Source organism: Streptomyces sp. NPDC015346 (assembly GCF_043078785.1).
GTDB lineage: Bacteria > Actinomycetota > Actinomycetes > Streptomycetales > Streptomycetaceae > Streptomyces.
In genome coordinates, this window is the sequence record NZ_JBIBTW010000006.1 from 418,858 (window position 1) to 438,136 (window position 19,279).

Genomic DNA, 19,279 nt, shown 5'->3' on the forward strand with positions numbered 1-19,279 from the left:
CCGCGTGGAGAACACCGCCGTCGACCGCTTCGACACGAGTCGGTTCGAGGCCGGCCGGAACCGGCTGGCCTCGCTGGCGTACCGGCTCCTCGGCTCCGCCGCCGACGCCGAAGACGCCGTGCAGGACGCGTTCCTGCACTGGCAGGCCGCCGACCGGCAGCGGATCAGGGTGCCGGAGGCATGGCTGACCAAGGTCGTCACCAACCTGTGCCTCGACCGGCTCCGCTCGGCACAGGCCCGCCGCGAACGCGCCGTCGGCGTCTGGCTGCCCGAACCGCTCCTCGACGGCGACCCGATGCTCGGCCCGGCCGACACCTTCGAGCAGCGCGAATCGGTCTCCCTGGCCATGCTGACGATCATGGAGCGCCTGTCACCCCTCGAGCGGGCCGTCTACCTCCTGCGCGAAGCGTTCTCCTACAGCCACGCCGAGATCGCCGAGATCCTCGACATCACCGAGTCCGCGAGCCAGCAGCACCTCCACCGGGCCCGGCGCCGCGTCACCGCCGAGCGCGGCCGTGCCGCCGGTGAAGTGGACCCGGTGTCCGCCCGCGGGATCGTCGAGGAATTCCTCGCCGCCGCCACCTCGGGCCGCACCGAACAGCTGGTGGCGCTGCTCACCGACGACGCGACCGCGGTCTCCGACGGCGCCGGCCTGACCGAGAAGCTGCTGCGGTTCGACACTCCGCAGCGCGTCGCCGCCATCGCGCGGGCCGGTTTCAAGCCCACCGCCGCGAAGCGGCGCCTGGCCGGCGGCACGCCCGCCGTCCACTACGCCCTCGTCAACGGCGCCCCCGCCGTCCTCTTCGTGCTCGGCGACCAGGTGGTCGGCTGCGTGACGTTCGACATCACCGAGGGCAAGATCGCGACGGTCCGCGGCATCGCCGCCCCCACCCGCCTCACCCGCCTCACCGAAGCCTGGCGGCAGCACGCCACGGACACACCTCTCATCCCCATGTGGTGACCCCCACCGAACCTCCGCCGGGGTCGTGGCCTGCCACGACCCCGGCGGGCGCCCTCAGGGGGCGTCCAGCGCGGCGGCGACGGTGCGGAAGAAGTGGGCGTACGCCGCCGGGCTCGGCGGAATCTCCGGGTTCCAGGGCGCCACGCGCGCGTGGCCCACGGGCGGGAACGCGTCGGGCCCCACCGCGTTGGCCCGGCTGTCGAAGAGCACCAGATCGGGGGCGAGCCGGGCGGCGTGCTCCCAGTCCGCGGTGAGCCAGTTGGCGCCCGGCCCCTGGCCCGGGTCGAGCAGGCGGACGCCCAGTTCGCGCAACCGGGCCAGCTCGGGCCACGCGTGCGGGCGGGCCAGATGGACCTCGCCGCTCCCGGCGCCGGAGAGCGCCAGTACGCCGACCTCTCCCCACCCGCCGGTGGCACCCCGTACGGCCTCCTCGGCGGACGCCAGCGGCCCGCCGGTGACGGCCGCCTCCACCGACCCCGACCCCGCCCCACCTACCGCCTCCGCCAGCTCACCGAAGCGCCCGATGATCGTCGACAACGCCACCTCACTGCCGACGCAGAGCGCGACGCACGGCACCCCCAGCCGATCGACGACCGCCTCCTCCAGCGCGTACGGGCTCTTACCGTCGTACGTCACGTCGACGACCAGATCGGGCCGCAGCCCCCGCAGCGCCTCCTCGTCCAGGCTCCGTCCGGGCCCGAGGTACCGAACCCCGGCCGCCTCCAGGCCCCCCGCCTTGACCGCGTCGATCGCGTCGCCGTCGTGCCCGGAGCCGTACACCGCGACGGGCGTCACCCCCAGGTCGAGCAGGGCCGCCCCGGCCCGTACGTACGCCACCACCCGCTCGGGCACGCGTGCGGCCGTCACCGCCACGCCTCTGTCGTCCGTGAACCCCCACGCCCCTGTGTCCGACATGCGGCTGCTCCCTCCCCGGCCGGAAATCTCCCTCTCCCGCCACCTTGAATCGCCGCCCCCGCCCGCACAAGAGGGCCTCGGCCCCGCCCCCTCCCCCAAGTCCCCGGGCCGGGTGTTAACTGAACAGGTCGGGAGAAAGCAGCAGCAATCGTCAGCGCCGTACGCGCCTCACGCGCCGCCCGTCGCGGGCGCGCCTCCGTACCGGCCCCCGCGCCCTGGAGTCAGCCATGCCGTCCCTACCGTCCCCACCGTCCCTGCCCGGTCCGTTCTCGGACCGCCGCGTGCTCACCGTCTTCGGCCTGCTCGCCACCTCCGCGGCGGCGTTGGTGGCCCTGGGCCTACGCGCGCGTGCCCGCCGCGCACGGCCCGCCGCACCCCTGGACCGGGTCTGGCACCCCCAGGAGACGGTGCCGCTCACCCCGGCCGAGGAAGACGCCTTCGGCGAGGTCGTCTCGCGCCTCTCGGCCGGGTCGGCGGACCACCCGCGCTGACGGTCGACACCCGCCGCCTGTCGTACCCCTCACCTACAGTGCGGGGATGGAAATCAACGCAGCGTCCGTACGGCTCGAGCCCTGGTCCGAAGACGACTTCGACCTCCTGCGGGCCATCAACGCACCGGATCTCATGGAGCATCTCGGCGGCCCGGAGAGCGACGAGGCGCTGCTCAAGCGGCACCGGCGCTATGTGGACCTGAGCGCCGACCGCACGGGCGCCGGGCGGATGTTCCGGATCGTGTCGCTCCCCGAGCAGGTACCGGCGGGCTCCATCGGGTTCTGGAAGCAGACCTGGGACGGGGAGCAGGTGTACGAGACGGGGTGGACGGTCCTGCCCGGGTTCCAGGGGCGGGGCGTGGCGACGGCGGCCACGCGCGCGGTGGCGGCGCTGGCCCGCGCCGAGCGGACGCACCGCTTCCTGCACGCCTTCCCGTCGCGGGACAACGGTCCGTCGAACGCGGTGTGCCGCAAGGCCGGTTTCGAGCTGCTCGGGGAGCGTGACCTGGAGTACCCGCCGGGCCATCCGCTGCGCTGCAACGACTGGCGCCTGGACCTGGACAGCCTGGGTTAGTCGGCCTGGGCGTCCAGCGGCTTGGTGAAGTGGAACGCCACGATGTCGAAGCGTTCGCGCAGGTAGAAGCGGTGGGCTCCGGTGCGCTGGGTGCCGGAGTCGAGGTTCAGTTCATGGCAGCCCGTGGCGCGCGCGTGTTCCTCGAGGTGGGCCAGGAGCTGCCGGCCGACGCCGGTGGAGCGGGCGGTGGCGGCGGTGACCAGGTCGTCGACGTAGAGCTTGCGGATCGCGCTGGTGTTGTCGACGATCCGCCAGCCGGCGACGCCCACGCAGGCGCCTTCGTCGGTGTACGCGACGGTGAAGCGCAGGCCCTGCGGGTGGCCGTTGCCGTAGATCTCGTGGAAGAGCGGCGCCGTGAGGTGGGGCCGCAGCTCGCGCAGGACGGGGAGCAGGTCGGTGTCCAGGCGCCGGTCGCCGGGCTCCAGGTCGATGATCTTCATAACGGGACGGTATCCCAGGAGCCGCCACGGCAGCTGAGGGTTCTCGGGGGTTTGTCAGAGTTGACGAGCCGGGGCCCTCCCGGACTCCCCCGCCGCTCTCGAGGGGCCGGCCGAATTACCTGGCCGCCCGCCGGGCCCCGGTGACATCCTGTCCCCGTGAACGGACCGGAGATCCTCATCAGCTTCGACCCCGGCCTGCGGCTCTTCGTCTCGGCGGAACGGCGCTCGGGGCGCACCGCCGTGACGACCGACGGCGTCTCGACCCTCGGCCATGTCGTCGAGTCGCTCGGCGTCCCGCTCACCGAGGCCGGTCGGTTGCTGGTGGACGGACGGCCGGTCGAGTCCTCCCACATCCCCGCGGCCGGCGAGACGGTCGAGGTCGAGGGTGTCGAGCGACCCCAGCCGGTGCCCGGAGCGCCGCTGCGGTTCCTCCTCGACGTCCATCTGGGGACGCTGGCGCGCCGGTTGCGACTGCTCGGCGTGGACGCGGCGTACGAAAGCGAGGACATCGGCGACCCCGCGCTTGCCGCGCTCTCCGCCAAGGAGCGGCGCGTGATGCTCTCCCGGGACCGCGGGCTGCTGCGCCGCCGGGAGCTGTGGGCCGGCGCCTATGTGTACAGCGACCGGCCCGACGACCAGCTCCGGGACGTACTGGAGCGGTTCGCGCCGGTCCTGGCGCCGTGGACGCGCTGCACCGCGTGCAACGGTCGGCTCACCGACGCCGACAAGGAGTCGGTGCGCGAGCGGCTGGAGCACGGCACGCAGAAGACGTACGACGTCTTCGCGCGGTGCACCGAGTGCGAGCGGGTGTACTGGCGGGGCGCGCACCACGCCCGCCTCGAGGCGATCGTCACCGACGCGCTGCGCGAGTTCGGCGGCGCGGCGACCCGGTGACCGGCGCCCGCCGACCCGCTCCGGTCGGCCCGACGGCCGTGGGCCCGTGACGTAACCGGCCCGCTCCAGCCGGTCGACGAGCCGGAAAGTGTACGGAACAGCGATTCGGCGTTCTAAGGCTCCGGCGCCGTCAGGTAGCGCTGAATCGTCGGCCCGAGCCAGGCGACGATCTCCTCGCGGGACATCTCCACCGTGGGCGGGAACCGCAGCACGTAGCGGGTGAGCGCCATGCCGAGGATCTGTGAGGCGACGAGCGCGGCCCGGCGCGGCGCCTCGGCGGGGTCCGGGCAGACACCCCGGGTGACCGGCCCGAGCTGTTCCGCGAAGACCGCCCGCATGCGCTCGACACCGGCGGTGTTGGTGACACCGACGCGCAGCAGCCCGGTCAGGACGTCGTCGCGTTCCCAGCGGTCGAGGAAGTGCGTGACAAGGACCGCACCGATGTGCCGCGCGGGCAGGCCGCCGAGTTCGGGAAGGTGCAGCTCGAAATCGGAGGCGGCGGCGAACAGCCCCTCCTTGCTGCCGTAGTAGCGCATCACCATCGACGGATCGATTCCGGCGTCGCGGGCGATGGCCCGGATGGTGGCGCGCTCGTAGCCGTCGGCGGCGAAGCGTTCGCGGGCGGCGTCGAGGATCGCGGCGCGGGTGGCGTCGGAACGGCGGGCGGTCGTCATGCCAACGACTGTAGGCCAACGGGTGTTGACAGGCCAGCACGGGTCGCCCTACCGTTGCCAACAAGCGTTGACCAACAGATGTTGGCCAACGGTCGTGGGCACCACTCCTTCAGGAGGCAGCCATGAACCACCTGGACACGGACGTCGTCGTCGTGGGCGCCGGCCCCACCGGACTACTGCTCGCAGGCGACCTCGCCGCCGCGGGCCAGCGGGTCACCCTCGTCGAGCGCCGCCCGCACGGCATCAGCAACATCACCCGCGCCTTCGCCGTGCACGCCCGCACCCTGGAACAGCTCGACGCCCGCGGCCTCGCCGACGAACTGGTCGGCACCGGCACCCGCGTCACCCGGATGCGGCTCTTCGGCCGCCCCTCCCTCGACCTGTCCCGGCTGCCCTCCCGCTTCGCGTACCTCCTCGTCACCCCGCAGTACGAAATCGAGCGCGTCCTCGAACGCCGCGCGCGGTCCGCAGGCGTGGACTTCCGGTACGGAACGGAACTGCGCGCACTGAGCCAGGACACCGACCAGGTCACCGCCGAAGTCACCGGCCCCGACGGCGCCCCCGCCACCCTCCGCGCCCGCTACCTCGTCGGCACCGACGGCGTGCGCAGCGCCGTCCGGACCGCCCTCGGCCTGCCCTTCCCCGGCCGCTCGGTGATCAGCTCCCTCGTCCTCGCCGACGTCCGCCTCACCGAGGAGCCCGAAGAGCTCCTCAGGGTCAACGGCGTCGGCGACGCCTTCGCCTTCATCGCCCCCTTCGGCGACGGCTGGTACCGCGTCATGGGATGGAACCGCGCCCGCCAGGTCCCCGACAGCGAACCCGTCGACCTCGACGAGCTCCGCGACATCGCCCGGCTCGCCCTCGGCACGGACTACGGCATGCACGACGCCCGATGGATCTCCCGCTTCCACAGCGACGAACGCCAGGCCCCCGCCTACCGCGTCGGCCGTGTCCTCCTCGCCGGGGACGCCGCCCACGTCCACTCCCCCGCCGGCGGGCAGGGCATGAACACCGGCCTCCAGGACGCCGCCAACCTCTCCTGGAAGCTCGCCGCCGTCCTGCGCGGCGACGCCCCCGACCCCGAGGCGCTCCTCGACAGCTACCAGGGCGAACGCCACCCGGTCGGCGCGACCGTACTGCGCAGCAGCGGCGCCATCATCCGCCTCGCCATGGCCCGCGGCCCCCTCCTGCGCGCCGCCCGCGCGCTCGCCGCCCGAGTCCTCAGCTCCGTCCGCCCCGCCGCCGCCAAGGCCATGGGGATGATCAGCGGACTCGGCATCGCCTACGGCCGCGAAGGCCGCCGGGTACCCGACCTGACACTGCGCGAAGGAAGGCTGTACGAACTGCTGCGCGCCGGCGAGTTCGTCCTGATCACCCCCGAAGGCACGACCCCGCGCCTGCCCCGTACCGCCCCCGCCTCCCCCACGCGCCTCATACGGGCCACCTGGACCGACCCCGCCCGCCGCACGACACTCCTGGTCCGCCCCGACGGCTACGCCTTCCCGGCCGGCCGCTGAGCGGGGCGCCGGGCCTCAGAAGACGTACGGGTCACCGGTGGCCAGGACGAGCACCCGGTGCCGGTCGTTCCTTGGGTTCCCGTCGGTCGAACCATCGCTCCACACCGTGCCGATGTCGACGGTCACCTCCTCCGGAGTACCCGCCGTCCGAAGATCGAGCGCCAGCTCACCGGCCGCCCCAGCGGCCCGCAGCTCACCCGTCCGGCAGACCACCACCCGATCGCTCGCCCACAGACACGCCGGAGGAAGCTCCTGCCCACCCGCCATCGGCTCGGAGAAGGCCAGCCGGACCGTCGCCTGCGACACATGGGAGGGACCGTGGTTCTCACTGACCAACCAGACCCCCAGCCGCCCCTCCCACAGGGCGACGTGGCCGTGGTGGGCCAGGTCCGCCTCGGGCGCGACCGGCGGCCCGGCAGCCCAGGCGCTCTCCCCCGCGCCGACCACGACCGCCCCCGTCAGGGCCACACCCAGCAGCGCCTTGCGCATCACACTCATGCCCAGAAGATACCGATGAACCCCCATATCTTCTGACTATCCGTCAGTCAGCGTGTCCCGCCCCACCTGCCACCCTGTTCCCCATGCTCATCGCCCGCTCCGCAGCCCTCTTCGCCCTCGCCGCCCTCTTCGAGATCGGCGGCGCCTGGCTCGTCTGGCAAGGCGTCCGCGAACACCGCGGCTGGATCTGGATCGGCGCCGGAATCGCCGCCCTCGGCCTCTACGGCTTCGTGGCCACCCTCCAGCCCGACGCCGAGTTCGGCCGGATCCTCGCCGCCTACGGCGGCGTCTTCGTCGCCGGCTCCCTCGCCTGGGGCATGGTCGCCGACGGCTACCGCCCCGACCGCTGGGACGTGACCGGCGCACTGATCTGCCTCGTCGGCATGGCCGTGATCATGTACGCCCCACGCACCCGCTGACCACCGACCGCCGCCTATCCTGACCACGCGATCGACGCATTCGACCACACGCGCGAGGAGCACGTCATGACTGCCGCCGGTACCCCCATCGCCGTCGTCACCGGAGCGAGCAGCGGAATCGGCGCCGCCACGGCCAGACAACTCGCCGCCGCCGGCTACCGCGTGGTCCTCACCGCCCGCCGCAAGGACCGCATCGAGAAGCTCGCCGCCGAGATCAACGAAGCCGGCCACCAGGCCACCGCCTACGCCCTCGACGTCACCGACCGCGAAGCCGTCCAGACCTTCGCGACCGCCTTCCGCACCATCGCCGTCCTGGTCAACAACGCGGGCGGCGCCCTCGGCGCGGACCCCGTCGCCACCGGCGACCCCGACGACTGGCGCCAGATGTACGAGGTCAACGTCATCGGCACCCTCAACGTCACCCAGGCCCTGCTCCCGGCCCTCACCGCGAGCGGCGACGGCACGGTCGTCATCGTCTCCTCCACCGCCGGCCACTCCACCTACGAAGGCGGCGCCGGCTACGTCGCCGCCAAGAACGGCGCCCGCGTCCTCGCCGAAACCCTCCGCCTGGAGATCGTCGGCACCCCGGTCCGCGTCATCGAGGTCGCCCCCGGCATGGTCAAGACCGACGAGTTCGCCACCACCCGCTTCCGCGGCGACACCGAGAAGGCCGCCAAGGTCTACGCCGGCGTCCCCGACCCCCTCACCGCCGACGACGTCGCCGACACCATCACCTGGGCCGTCACCCGCCCCCCGCACGTCAACATCGACCTCCTCGTCGTCCGCCCCCGCGCCCAGGCCTCCAACACCAAGGTCCACCGCGAGCTCTGACGACAGTCGACGACTCGTTCGAGTGAACGACCCCGATCACCCGGACAGCGATCGAAAACCCGCCCTAGGGTCGACAACAACTCCACACAGAACGGCCCTCGGCCGGGATTGCAGTCCCGACCGAGGGCCTCACCATCAGGAAGTAGGGCTTCCCATGGCTGGACAGGACCCTAGCGCGCCCGTGCGCTTCATGGACCTCGAAGACCCCCGCTACGCCTACATGTTCGGCTTCCTGCAGGCCGACGGTCACCTCGCCCGTGGCGCGGGCCAGAAAGGCAGGTTGACCGCCGAAATCAACGCGCGGGACATCCACATCCTCCACGAGTTCCAGCGCCTGACCCCGTACTACAGCTCCGTCAGGGAACGGGTCCGCACCACCAACTTCGCCGAGCGGCACCATTCGGCCACGTGGTCCCTGAGCTCACTCGAGGCAAGGACCATCGTCAACGAACTCGGGATTCCCTACGGCAAGAAGTCGCGGACCATCCGGCCACCCCGTGTCGAGTTCTCCCGGCCGGACTACCTCCGCGGCTGCATCGATGCCGACGGGTCGCTCGGATGGACCGCCGAAGGCATCCCTTTCCTCTCCTTCACGTCGGCCAGCACGGCCATCGCCGCCTACCTGTGCCATTTCGCAAAGAAGATCACGGGCGCGCAACGCATCGCCCGCCGCAACACCCGGGACCAGATCTACGTCATCACGTACTTCAAAGAGCAGGCACAGCAGCTCGCCGAGCACCTCTACTATCCCGGCTGCCTCGCCCTGGAGCACAAGAAGGCCAACGCGGCCGCGATCCAGAGCTGGGTGCGTCCAGCAGGGATGAGGATCGCTCCGCCTCGCCGACGCTGGACTGAGGCAGACGACGGCGAGCTGCTGCGGCTCAACGATCCCGCCCGGGCAGCCATCGCCCTCGGCCGCACCGAGCAGAGCTGCTACATGCGCCTGTGGCGGCTCCGCACCGGCCAGACGCAAACTCCTGTCGAGTAGCCAAGTACGAGACCAGAACGGGGTGCCACTGACACGGCACCCCGTTCCCCTTCTCCCTAGCCCTTCACGCAGATGACCTGCTTCAGCTTCGCGACCACCGTGACCAGGTCCCGCTGCTGGTCGATGACCTTCTCGATCGGCTTGTAGGCACCCGGAATCTCGTCCACGACGCCGGAGTCCTTACGGCACTCCACGCCCCGCGTCTGCTCCTCCAGGTCACGCGTCGAGAAGCGCCGCTTCGCCGCGCTCCGGCTCATCTTCCGCCCCGCGCCGTGCGACGCCGAGTTGAAGGACGCCTCGTTCCCGAGACCCTTCACGATGTACGAGCCGGTGCCCATCGAGCCCGGGATGATCCCGAACTCTCCGGAGCCCGCCCGGATCGCTCCCTTACGGGTGACGAGCAGGTCCATGCCCTCGTACCGCTCCTCCGCCACGTAGTTGTGGTGGCAGGAGATGACCGGATCGAAGGTCACCTTCGCTTTGCGGAACTCCCGCCGGACGACCTCCTGGAAGAGCGCCATCATGATCGCGCGGTTGTACTTCGCGTACTCCTGCGCCCAGAAGAGATCGTGCCGGTAGGCCGCCATCTGCGGGGTGTCCGCGACGAACACCGCCAGGTCCCGGTCCACGAGCCCCTGGTTGTGCGGAAGCTTTTGCGCCTCGCCGATGTGGTACTCGGCGAGTTCCTTACCGATGTTCCGGGATCCAGAGTGCAGCATGAGCCATACCGAATCGGACATATCAACACAAAGCTCCACAAAGTGGTTGCCCGAGCCAAGTGTTCCCATCTGCAAAGCAGCACGTTCCCGGCGGAACTTGACCGCGTCCGCGATCCCGTCGAACCGGGACCAGAAGTCCTCCCAGCCCGCCGTCGGGAACTGGTACAGCCGCTGCGGATCCACCTCGTCCCGGTGCATCCCCCGCCCCACCGGAATCGCCTGCTCGATCTTCGACCGCAGCCGCGACAGATCACCCGGCAGGTCGTTCGCCGTCAGCGACGTCCTCACCGCCGACATGCCGCAGCCGATGTCCACACCCACCGCCGCCGGGCACACGGCCCCCCGCATCGCGATCACGGAGCCGACGGTCGCGCCCTTGCCGTAATGCACGTCCGGCATCACGGCCAGGCCCTTGATCCACGGCAGCGTCGCCACGTTCTGGAGCTGCTGCATCGCGCCGCCCTCGACCGTGGAAGGATCGGTCCACATCCGGATGGGCACCTTCGCACCCGGTACCTCTACATACGACATACTTCCTCGATTCCCCCGAAAAGTCTGAAAACGCAAAAACCGGCACCAAGGCCCGTACAGGTGACGACGGACCGGCATCGACGGCAGCGCGTGCGATAGACATTGTGTCCATCGGCCGGACTCCGGCGGCAAACAGTTTTCGGGGAAGTCTTCGGGAGAAGGGAGCCTGTGAGCGTGCAGCGACAGGCGTACGTACCCGGTCTGACAGCGCTCGGCATGGCGCTCGCCTTGGGCCTCACCGGCTGCTCCGCCGGTACCGGAACCGACACCGCCGCCACCGACTCCAAAGCCGGCCCCGCCGCCCCGGTGGCGGCTCCCGGCCGCTACCGCACCCTCTTCGAACCCTGCCGCTCCGTCCCGCAGCCGACGCTCCGGGACCTGCTGCCCGGCGCCGCCCAGCTGCCCGACGACGAGCGGGACCGGGCGTACCGCGGCAGCGCCGCCGTCACCTACGACACCGACCGCCGCGTCGGCTGCTCCTGGAAGGCCGACGCCCCGGACGCCTCCCACCGGCTCCTCATCGACATCGAGCGGGTGGTGTCCTTCGACGGGGCCGTCAGCGACGACGACCGCGCCCAGGAGGTGTTCGCCCGCAAGCAGGTCGCGGCGGACCTCCCCGCGCCCCCGCGCACGACCGCCCCCACGAACCCGGCCGGCACCCCGGCCACCACCCCCTCGACCTCCGGCACGCCCGCGCGGCCGTCCGGCTCCGCCACCCCCTCGAACCCCGCCGGCTCCACCACCTCCACCGGCACGGGCACCGCCCCCACCCCCCAAGCCGCCGCCACCGGCCTGGAGCCCCGCGTCCTGGTGGGCCTCGGCCAGGTCGCCTTCCTCGACGACGTGCTCGCGAGCGCGGGAACGAGCGGCCGGCACCGCACGGTGAGCGTGGTGTTCCGCACATCGAACGTGATCGTGACGGTCGAGTACGGGGAGCAGACGAGCGGTTCCGCGGAGGCCCCGGACAGCGCGGAACTGCAGGAAAAGGCGCTGAATCTGGCCCGCCTGCTCGCCGAGCGGCTGGAGGAGTAGCCGCCCGGAGCCGCTCCGTGGGCTCGCCCCGACCCCGTAACGTGTCGGCGTACCGTGGCCGACGGCCGGACCGTACGACAAGCGACTGAAGGAACCATGCACCGATCAGCCCCGCGACTCTCCCGCATTCTCGCCTGCGCAGCCGTTCCGGTGATGCTCGTCGTCGCCGGCTGCTCCTCGGACTCCGACGGTTCCGGGTCGAGCCCGGACAAGGGCAAGGGTTCGGCCTCCTCGGCCACCCCCAGCGCCCAGCAGTCGACGAAGACGGTCGAGCCCGCGAAGTTCGCGAAGCTGCCGGACGTCTGCAAGTCGATCTCCGCGAAGACGACCGCGAGCCTGGTGCCGAAGGCGAAGGCGAAGAACGGTACGACGGCGCCCTCCAGCGACACGACGAGCCGTGGCGGCTGCTCGTGGAACGGTCTCGAGGACAAGGGTCTGAAGGGCTCCCAGTACCGCTGGCTCGACGTCTCCTTCTACCGCTACGAGTCGGACCTCTCCCTCGGTAGTGGTCAGGAGCGCGCGCAGGAGAACTTCGCGAAGGAGCTGACCAAGCTCCAGGCGACGGAGGGCGCGAAGAAGGTGCGCACCACCGAGGCGCCGGGTGTCGGCGAGCAGTCGAAGGCCGTGGCGTACGAGCTGCGCAAGACGGGCGAGGACTTCAAGTACGCCTCGATCGTGGCGCGTACGGGCAATGTGCTGGTGCTGCTGACGTACAACGGTGCCGGGTACGCCGGGGCGTCCGCCCCCACCGACAAGGTGATCATGGAGGGGGCGGTGAAGGCCGCCAAGGAGGCCGTCGCGGCGGTCGCGAGCGCCAACCCGTAGCGGCACGCGTCGCGAACACCCGCTTTTGCACGTGTTTTCGAGGAGCCCGTCCCTCCCCCGGGGGCCGGGCTCCTCGCGCATGTGCCACGCTGTGCCCGCGAGATGACGACGACGGGAGGGGTCGCGGGTGGCCGCGGTGCAGCTGACACGCACGCACAAGATACTGATCGGGGTGGTGGTCGCCGGTGCGGTGATCATCGCCGGGATCGGTTTCGCGGGCTCGTACGCCGCTGTGCGCGAGCTCGCCGTGGAGAAGGGCTTCGGCGACTTCTCCTACTTCTTCCCCATCGGCATCGACGCCGGCATCTGTGTGCTGCTCGCGCTGGACCTGCTGCTGACGTGGATCCGGATCCCGTTCCCGCTGCTGCGTCAGACGGCGTGGGTGCTGACGGCGGCGACGATCGCGTTCAACGGCGCGGCGGCCTGGCCGGACCCGCTGGGTGTGGGCATGCACGCGGTGATCCCGGTGCTGTTCGTGGTGGCGGTGGAGGCGGCGCGGCACGCGGTGGGCCGGATCGCGGATATCACGGCCGACAAGCACATGGAGGGCGTACGGCTCACCCGGTGGCTGCTGTCGCCGGTGCCGACGTTCCGGCTGTGGCGCCGGATGAAGCTGTGGGAGCTGCGTTCGTACGAGCAGGTCATCAAGCTGGAGCAGGACCGGTTGATCTACCAGGCCCGGCTGCAGGCCCGCTTCGGGCGGGCGTGGCGGCGCAAGGCGCCGGTGGAGGCGCTGATGCCGCTGCGGCTGGCGAAGTACGGTGTGCCGCTGGCGGAGACGGCGGCCGCCGGCCTCGCGGCGGCGGGTGTGGAACCGGCCTTGATCCCGCCGCAGCCGGCACAGGCGACCCAGGTTGCGCAGGTGGCCCAGGCGCCGCAGCCAGCACAGGTGCCCGCGGCGCCCCAGACCCCCCAGCTTCCCCAAGGCCCCCAGGGCCCCCAGGGCCCCCTCCAGCCGCAGCCGCAGCCCCAGGGCCAGGCCCTGGACGAGAACCAGCCTCCCGCGAACCACCACAGCCCGTGGTTCGCGGCGCCGCAGTTGCCGTCGGAGGCGCACGAGACCGCCTACGCCCCGAAGTACGTCGAGGGCCTGGAGCCCACGCCCGTGGCGGTGCCGCAGGGCCCGGAAGACCTCCCGATCCCGGGCCCCCGCCAGGAGCAGCAGTTCGAGGCGTACGAGGAGTACGTCGATCCGGAGCCGTCCTCGGCGGAGTTCGCGGAGGCCGCGTACAAGGCGATGTGGGACTACGTGCAGGAGAACCAGCAGTTCCCGAGCAACGAGGAGCTCGACATACTGCTCAGCGACCGGTACGGCACGCAGCACCCGCGCAGCACGTCGCTGTTGCGTCAGCTGACTCCGGGCCTGCGTCAGCGGATCGAGCAGGACCTGGTGGAGCACCACATCCCGTAGAGCCACGGGCGAGGGCTCAGGCCTTCGCCCGCCGCTTCGCCGTCTCGCTCCACAGCGCGAGCGCGGCGCCGGCCAGCGCGAGGACGACGTACCCGACGGTGGGGATGTCCCACCACTTCTGGAGCAGGCCCCAGGCCTTGTCGCCGAAGATCTGTCCGCCGGCGCCGAGCCCGCCCTGGACGAGGGCGACCCATCCGACGATGGCGATGACTTCGTTCTTGATGGCGTCGTTCTTCATGGCGTCGTTCTTCATGTCTCCACGGTCTCCCGCCCGGCGTCGGGTTTCGTCGTGCCCACGTCGGAACTCCGCCTCCTCCGAAGGATGCAGAAGGCCGCCGCCCGAACCGGGCGGCGGCCTTCCTCACTTCTCCCGTACGGCTACGCGCCGAGCAGCTTGCGCACCCGTCCGGCGCCTACCGCCAGCAGCAGCGTCGGCAGGCGCGGGCCCGTCTCGCGGCTCACGAGGAGCTTGTAGAGCAGGGCGAAGAACGCGCGCTGGGCGGCCTTCAGCTCGGGCGTCGGCTTGGCCTCCGGGTCGAGACCGGCCATGACCTTCGGGACGCCGTAGACGAGCGTGGTCAGACCGTCCAGGGACCAGTGCGTGTCCAGGCCCTCCAGGAGGAGGCGCAGGGACTCGCGGCCCTCGTCGTCCAGGGAGTCGAGAAGCTCGGTGTCGGGCTCCTCGCGGACGATGGTGCGCTGGTCGGCCGGCACCTGGGTGGTGATCCAGTTCTCGGCGCGGTCCAGGCGCGGCCGGACCTCGTCCAGGGACGTGACCGGGTTCTCCGGGTCCAGCTCGGTCAGGATCCGCAGGGTCTGCTCGTCGTGGCCGGCGGTGATGTCCATGACCGAGGCCAGCGTCCGGTACGGGAGGGGGCGCGGGGTGCGCGGCAGCTCGCCGGCCGCGGTGCGCGCCGCACGGGCGTACGCCGCCGCGTCGGCGGGGAGCGCGGTCCCGTCCTGGACCTTGGCCTCCAGCTTGTCCCACTCGTCGTAGAGCCGCTGGATCTCCTGGTCGAAGGCGATCTTGAAGGACTGGTTGGGCCTGCGGCGCGCGTACAGCCAGCGCAGCAGGGGCGCCTCCATGATCTTCAGGGCGTCGGCCGGGGTCGGCACACCGCCGCGCGAGGAGGACATCTTGGCCATGCCGCTGATGCCGACGAAGGCGTACATCGGGCCGATGGGCTGCACGCCGTCGAAGACCTGCCGGACGATCTGCCCGCCGACAACGAAGGACGAACCGGGCGACGAGTGGTCCACACCCGACGGCTCGAAGATCACGCCCTCGTAGGCCCAGCGCATGGGCCAGTCGACCTTCCAGACCAGCTTGCCGCGGTTGAACTCGCTCAGCTTGACGGTCTCCGAGAAGCCGCAGGCCGTGCAGGTGTACGCCAGCTCGGTCGTCTCGTCGTCGTACGAGGTGACGGTCGTCAGGTCCTTCTCGCACTGCCCGCAGTACGGCTTGTACGGGAAGTACCCGCCGGCGCCGCCCGAGCCGTCGTCCTCGGCGGCGGCGCCCGAGCCCTGCTCGGCCTCCAGCTCGGCCTCGTCGACGGGCTTCTGCGACTTCTTCGCCGGGGCCTTCTTGGTGCGGTACTGGTCGAGGATCGCGTCGATGTCGCCGCGGTGCTTCATCGCGTGCAGGATCTGCTCGCGGTAGACGCCCGAGGTGTACTGCTCGGTCTGGCTGATCGGGTCGTACTCGACGCCCAGTTCGGCGAGCGACTCGACCATGGCGGCCTTGAAGTGCTCGGCCCAGTTCGGGTGCGGCGAGCCGGCCGGGGCCGGGACGGAGGTCAGCGGCTTGCCGATGTGCTCGGCCCAGGACGCGTCGACGCCCTCGACACCGCCCGGCACCTTGCGGTACCGGTCGTAGTCGTCCCAGGAGATCAGGTGCCGGACTTCGTACCCACGGCGCCGGATCTCGTCGGCGACCAGGTGCGGGGTCATGACCTCACGGAGGTTGCCCAGGTGAATGGGCCCGGAGGGGGAGAGTCCGGAGGCGACGACGACCGGTTTGCCAGGCGCACGTCGCTCCGACTCGGCGATGACCTCGTCCGCGAAACGGGAGACCCAGTCGGTCTCGGTGCTGCTCTGAGCCACGGTCGGTACGTCCTTCTTTCTGGATTCCCTCAAGCCTTACAGCCGTACGTCAGCCATTGTCCCAGACGGAACGACCCGCTCGGAGGTTGTCCACAGCTCCGAGGTTGTCCACAGCTCGGAGATCGCGCACAGCTCCGGGTTGTCCACAGCCGGGGAAAACACGTTGCTCTCCCATGGGACACTTGACAAGCGAAATAGCCCCACCCCACCACGACAGGAACGGAAGCTCATGGCCTCGGTCCCTTCCCTCGCTTCGACCGTGCAGCAGCGCCTCGCGGAAGGTCTCTCGGCAGCCCTGCCGGAGGCCGGTTCCGCCGACCCGCTGCTGCGACGAAGCGACCGGGCCGACTTCCAGGCCAACGGCATCCTGGCCCTCGCCAAGCGGCTCAAGGGCAACCCGCGTGAGCTGGCGACGAAGGTCGTCGAGGGAATCCCGGCCAACGACGTGCTGCGGGAGATCGAGGTCTCGGGCCCCGGCTTCCTGAACATCACGGTCTCCGACGAGGCGATCGTCAGGACGCTGGCCGCCCGCGCCGCCGACGCCCGCCTCGGCGTGCCGTACGGAGAGCACACCGGCACGACGGTGATCGACTACGCGCAGCCGAACGTGGCCAAGGAGATGCACGTCGGCCACCTGCGGTCCGCCGTGATCGGCGCGGCGATGGTCCAGATCCTGGAGTTCACCGGCGAGAAGGTGGTCCGCCGCCACCACATCGGCGACTGGGGCACCCAGTTCGGCATGCTCATCCAGTACCTCATGGAGCACCCGCACGAGCTGGACCACAAGTCGGACGAAGAGGTCTCCGGCGAGGAGGCCATGTCCAACCTGAACCGGTTGTACAAAGCCTCCCGCGCGCTGTTCGACTCCGACGAGGAGTTCAAGACCCGCGCACGCGCGCGTGTCGTCGACCTCCAGGCCGGTGACGAGCAGACCCGCGCGCTGTGGCAGCGGTTCGTGGACGAGTCGAAGATCTACTTCTACTCGGTCTTCGACAAGCTCGACATGGACATCGACGACGCGGACGTGGTCGGCGAGTCCGGTTACAACGACATGCTGGTGGAGACCTGCCGCATCCTCGAGGAGTCGGGTGTCGCGGTCCGGTCGAACGGCGCGCTGTGTGTCTTCTTCGACGACATCAAGGGCCAGGACGGCAACCCGACCCCGCTGATCGTCCAGAAGTCCGACGGCGGCTTCGGCTACGCGGCCACCGACCTGTCGGCGATCCGCGACCGCGTGCAGAACCTCAAGGCGACGACCCTGCTGTACGTGGTCGACGCCCGCCAGTCCCTGCACTTCAAGATGGTCTTCGAGACCGCCCGCCGGGCCGGCTGGCTGAACGACGAGGTCAAGGCCGTCCAGCTGGCCTTCGGCACGGTGCTCGGCAAGGACGGCAAGCCGTTCAAGACCCGTGAGGGCGAGACGGTCAGGCTGGTGGACCTGCTGGACGAGGCCGTGGACCGGGCGACGGCGGTCGTGCGGGAGAAGGCCGAGAAGGTGGGCCTGACGGAGCCGGAGATCGTCGAGAACGGCCAGTACGTCGGCATCGGCGCGGTCAAGTACGCCGACCTGTCGACCTCCGCCGCGCGCGACTACAAGTTCGACCTGGACCAGATGGTGTCGCTGAACGGCGACACGTCGGTGTACCTCCAGTACGCGTACGCGCGCATCAGGTCGATCTTCGGCAAGGCGGGCGACCGTACCCCGGCCGCGCACCCGGAGCTGGAGCTGGCCCCGGCCGAGCGCGCGCTCGGCCTCCACCTGGACCAGTTCGGCGAGACCGTGAACGAGGCCGCCGCCGAGTACGCTCCGCACAAGCTGACCGCGTACCTCTACCAGCTCGCCTCGCTCTACACGACGTTCTACGACCAGTGCCCGGTCATCAAGCCCGCGCCGGCCAAGGAGGTCGCGGAGAACCGTCTGCTCCTCTGCGACCTGACCGCCCGGACGCTCCACCAGGGCATGGCCCTGCTCGGCATCCGTACCCCCGAGCGTCTCTGACGCCTCACGGCAGACGTACGCGGGCCCCGGCACCGTTCCTCACGGCGCCGGGGCCTGGCGTCTTCCTGCTCCGGCACCGGGGAGGTCAGCGGATCGGGTGGGACGTCCGGCCCGACACCTCGTCGATCTCGTTGTGTGCCTTCTGGAGCAGCTGCGAGGCGAGATCCATGAGCGCCCGTGCGCCGGCGATCTCCTCGCCGACCCTCAGCTGCTCCGGGTCGGACGGGTGCCGCTGCGCGTTGCCGCGGGCGCGGAACTCGGTGCCGTCGCCGAGCCTCACCATGGCGGCGGCCTTCGTTCGGTCGCCGTCCTCCTGGAACTCCATCTCGATGTGCCATCCGACGAGTGTGTGCATCACGAGGACCACCTCCTGAGGTACTTCCAGGGTGCGCCGCCCCGCCCTTCCTTACCAATCGGTGCGTAGCTGACGAAAAAGTCGGTACTTGTGGGGCGAACCGCCCAGGAGAAGGATCGAACCGAGCCGCGAGGACGGCTCGAAGCCCCGATTCCAAGCCCTGGAGCACCCCCATGCCCGAAACGCCCCTCGCCCCCGCCGCCTCCGCCTCCGCCCTCGCCCCGACCGCCCCTTCCCCCGCCCCGGTCTCGGTCCTCGGCCTCGGCATGATGGGCAGTGCCCTGGCCGCGGCGTTCCTGACCGCCGGCCACCCGGTCACCGTCTGGAACCGGTCCGCGTCCAAGACCGGCCCGCTGGTCGCCCAGGGGGCGTTGCCGGCCGCCACGGCCGCGGAGGCGGTGGCGGCGAGCCCGCTCGTCGTCCTGTGCCTGCTGACGAACGACAACGTGGAGGAGCTGCTCGCCGGCCTCTCCGACGAACAGCTCGCGGGCAGGACGCTGGTCAATCTGACCAACGGCACCCCCGCGCAGGCCCGCGCCCTCGCCGCCCGGGCGGAGAAGCTCGGCGCCCGCTACGTCGACGGCGGCATCATGGCCGTCCCGCAGATGATCGGGGGCCCGGCGGCGTACGTCTTCTACAGCGGTGACGAGCAGGCGTACGAGACCCACCGCCAGACGCTCGCGGCCCTCGGCGGCACGAAGTGGACCGGCACCGACCCGGGGCTCGCGGCCCTGAACGACCTGGGCCTGCTGACCGGCATGTACGGCATGTTCATCGGCGTCGTCCAGGCGCTGGCGCTGGTCCGCACCGAGAACATCAAGGCCGAGGAGTACGCCGAGCTCCTGGTCCCGTGGATCACGGCCATGCTCGGCCTCGTCCCGGAGATCGCCCGCGACCTGGACTCCGGCCGGCACCTGACGGACGTCTCCAGCCTGGCCGTGAACCAGGCCGCGTTCCCCAACTTCCTGACCACCTTCAAGGAACAGGGGGTCAGCACCGAGCTCTTCGAACCCTTCCAGGCCCTCCTGGACCGCTCGGTCGAGGCCGGTCACGCGGCGGACGGCCTCTCCCGCCTCGCAGCGATGCTCACCGTCCGCTGATC

The 19,279-nt window shown here is 70.9% G+C and carries 21 protein-coding genes; 13 read left to right on the top strand and 8 right to left on the bottom strand.

Annotation, left to right across the window (positions count from 1 at the left end; all coding sequences use genetic code 11):
• Window positions 1-4: 4 nt before the first annotated feature.
• Window positions 5-961 (top strand): sigma-70 family RNA polymerase sigma factor, encoded by a 957-nt coding sequence (locus ACF06X_RS24220; protein ID WP_392289376.1) that lies wholly within the window; start codon window positions 5-7, stop codon window positions 959-961.
• A 54-nt stretch (window positions 962-1,015) separates the two neighbouring features.
• On the opposite strand, the gene ACF06X_RS24225 is transcribed toward ACF06X_RS24220, so the two are convergent.
• The gene (locus ACF06X_RS24225; RefSeq protein WP_392289377.1) at window positions 1,016-1,876 is read right to left on the bottom strand and encodes an ABC transporter substrate-binding protein; all 861 of its coding nucleotides are present in this window, start codon (window positions 1,874-1,876) and stop codon (window positions 1,016-1,018) included.
• A 227-nt stretch (window positions 1,877-2,103) separates the two neighbouring features.
• Here ACF06X_RS24225 and ACF06X_RS24230 point away from each other — a divergent pair, with 227 nt between their 5' ends.
• Window positions 2,104-2,367, top strand: coding sequence for a hypothetical protein (locus ACF06X_RS24230; protein WP_392289378.1), 264 nt, complete (start codon window positions 2,104-2,106; stop codon window positions 2,365-2,367).
• 46 nt (window positions 2,368-2,413) lie between these two features.
• On the top strand, window positions 2,414-2,941 hold the full coding sequence (locus ACF06X_RS24235; RefSeq protein WP_392289379.1) for a GNAT family N-acetyltransferase: 528 nt from the start codon (window positions 2,414-2,416) through the stop codon (window positions 2,939-2,941).
• Here ACF06X_RS24235 and ACF06X_RS24240 read toward each other — a convergent pair.
• Window positions 2,938-3,381, bottom strand: coding sequence for a GNAT family N-acetyltransferase (locus ACF06X_RS24240; RefSeq protein ID WP_392289380.1), 444 nt, complete (start codon window positions 3,379-3,381; stop codon window positions 2,938-2,940). The genes ACF06X_RS24235 and ACF06X_RS24240 overlap by 4 nt on opposite strands.
• Window positions 3,382-3,537: 156 nt before the next feature.
• Here ACF06X_RS24240 and ACF06X_RS24245 point away from each other — a divergent pair, with 156 nt between their 5' ends.
• Window positions 3,538-4,275: a Mut7-C RNAse domain-containing protein gene (locus tag ACF06X_RS24245; protein ID WP_392289381.1), complete on the top strand. Its 738-nt coding sequence runs from the start codon at window positions 3,538-3,540 to the stop codon at window positions 4,273-4,275.
• A gap of 113 nt (window positions 4,276-4,388) precedes the next feature.
• On the opposite strand, the gene ACF06X_RS24250 is transcribed toward ACF06X_RS24245, so the two are convergent.
• Window positions 4,389-4,949: a TetR family transcriptional regulator gene (locus ACF06X_RS24250; protein WP_392289382.1), complete on the bottom strand. Its 561-nt coding sequence runs from the start codon at window positions 4,947-4,949 to the stop codon at window positions 4,389-4,391.
• A gap of 122 nt (window positions 4,950-5,071) precedes the next feature.
• Here ACF06X_RS24250 and ACF06X_RS24255 point away from each other — a divergent pair, with 122 nt between their 5' ends.
• On the top strand, window positions 5,072-6,466 hold the full coding sequence (locus ACF06X_RS24255) for an FAD-dependent monooxygenase (protein ID WP_392289383.1): 1,395 nt from the start codon (window positions 5,072-5,074) through the stop codon (window positions 6,464-6,466).
• A gap of 15 nt (window positions 6,467-6,481) precedes the next feature.
• Here ACF06X_RS24255 and ACF06X_RS24260 read toward each other — a convergent pair whose 3' ends face one another.
• Window positions 6,482-6,964, bottom strand: coding sequence for a hypothetical protein (locus ACF06X_RS24260; protein WP_392289384.1), 483 nt, complete (start codon window positions 6,962-6,964; stop codon window positions 6,482-6,484).
• Window positions 6,965-7,047: 83 nt separating this feature from the next.
• Here ACF06X_RS24260 and ACF06X_RS24265 point away from each other — a divergent pair, with 83 nt between their 5' ends.
• The 3 genes from ACF06X_RS24265 to ACF06X_RS24275 all read left to right on the top strand — a co-directional run bounded on the left by ACF06X_RS24265 (window position 7,048) and on the right by ACF06X_RS24275 (window position 9,202).
• Complete coding sequence (locus ACF06X_RS24265) at window positions 7,048-7,383, top strand: YnfA family protein (protein ID WP_392289385.1); 336 nt, start codon at window positions 7,048-7,050, stop codon at window positions 7,381-7,383.
• Window positions 7,384-7,449: 66 nt separating this feature from the next.
• Complete coding sequence (locus tag ACF06X_RS24270; protein ID WP_392289386.1) at window positions 7,450-8,214, top strand: SDR family NAD(P)-dependent oxidoreductase; 765 nt, start codon at window positions 7,450-7,452, stop codon at window positions 8,212-8,214.
• Window positions 8,215-8,368: 154 nt separating this feature from the next.
• On the top strand, window positions 8,369-9,202 hold the full coding sequence (locus ACF06X_RS24275) for a hypothetical protein (protein ID WP_392289387.1): 834 nt from the start codon (window positions 8,369-8,371) through the stop codon (window positions 9,200-9,202).
• Window positions 9,203-9,258: 56 nt separating this feature from the next.
• Here ACF06X_RS24275 and ACF06X_RS24280 read toward each other — a convergent pair whose 3' ends face one another.
• Window positions 9,259-10,452: an RtcB family protein gene (locus tag ACF06X_RS24280; protein ID WP_392289388.1), complete on the bottom strand. Its 1,194-nt coding sequence runs from the start codon at window positions 10,450-10,452 to the stop codon at window positions 9,259-9,261.
• Between the two features lie 174 nt (window positions 10,453-10,626).
• On the opposite strand from ACF06X_RS24280, the gene ACF06X_RS24285 reads away from it, so the two are divergent.
• The 3 genes from ACF06X_RS24285 to ACF06X_RS24295 all read left to right on the top strand — a co-directional run bounded on the left by ACF06X_RS24285 (window position 10,627) and on the right by ACF06X_RS24295 (window position 13,720).
• The gene (locus ACF06X_RS24285; RefSeq protein ID WP_392289429.1) at window positions 10,627-11,484 is read left to right on the top strand and encodes a DUF3558 domain-containing protein; all 858 of its coding nucleotides are present in this window, start codon (window positions 10,627-10,629) and stop codon (window positions 11,482-11,484) included.
• A 96-nt stretch (window positions 11,485-11,580) separates the two neighbouring features.
• The gene (locus tag ACF06X_RS24290) at window positions 11,581-12,309 is read left to right on the top strand and encodes a DUF3558 domain-containing protein (protein ID WP_392289389.1); all 729 of its coding nucleotides are present in this window, start codon (window positions 11,581-11,583) and stop codon (window positions 12,307-12,309) included.
• Window positions 12,310-12,436: 127 nt separating this feature from the next.
• Window positions 12,437-13,720 carry a DUF2637 domain-containing protein gene (locus ACF06X_RS24295; RefSeq protein ID WP_392289390.1) on the top strand — a complete coding sequence of 428 codons (1,284 nt, stop codon included), beginning with the start codon at window positions 12,437-12,439 and terminating at the stop codon, window positions 13,718-13,720.
• 16 nt (window positions 13,721-13,736) lie between these two features.
• On the opposite strand, the gene ACF06X_RS24300 is transcribed toward ACF06X_RS24295, so the two are convergent.
• Window positions 13,737-13,973, bottom strand: a complete 237-nt coding sequence (locus tag ACF06X_RS24300) for a hypothetical protein (protein ID WP_392289391.1) — start codon at window positions 13,971-13,973, stop codon at window positions 13,737-13,739.
• A 125-nt stretch (window positions 13,974-14,098) separates the two neighbouring features.
• Window positions 14,099-15,823, bottom strand: coding sequence for a lysine--tRNA ligase (gene lysS / locus ACF06X_RS24305; protein ID WP_392289392.1), 1,725 nt, complete (start codon window positions 15,821-15,823; stop codon window positions 14,099-14,101).
• 229 nt (window positions 15,824-16,052) lie between these two features.
• On the opposite strand from lysS, the gene argS reads away from it, so the two are divergent.
• Window positions 16,053-17,822, top strand: coding sequence for an arginine--tRNA ligase (argS, locus tag ACF06X_RS24310; RefSeq protein ID WP_392289393.1), 1,770 nt, complete (start codon window positions 16,053-16,055; stop codon window positions 17,820-17,822).
• 85 nt (window positions 17,823-17,907) lie between these two features.
• Here argS and ACF06X_RS24315 read toward each other — a convergent pair whose 3' ends face one another.
• Window positions 17,908-18,177: a DUF1876 domain-containing protein gene (locus ACF06X_RS24315; protein WP_392289430.1), complete on the bottom strand. Its 270-nt coding sequence runs from the start codon at window positions 18,175-18,177 to the stop codon at window positions 17,908-17,910.
• 173 nt (window positions 18,178-18,350) lie between these two features.
• Here ACF06X_RS24315 and ACF06X_RS24320 point away from each other — a divergent pair, with 173 nt between their 5' ends.
• Window positions 18,351-19,277: an NAD(P)-dependent oxidoreductase gene (locus tag ACF06X_RS24320; protein WP_392289394.1), complete on the top strand. Its 927-nt coding sequence runs from the start codon at window positions 18,351-18,353 to the stop codon at window positions 19,275-19,277.
• Window positions 19,278-19,279 lie beyond the last annotated feature (2 nt).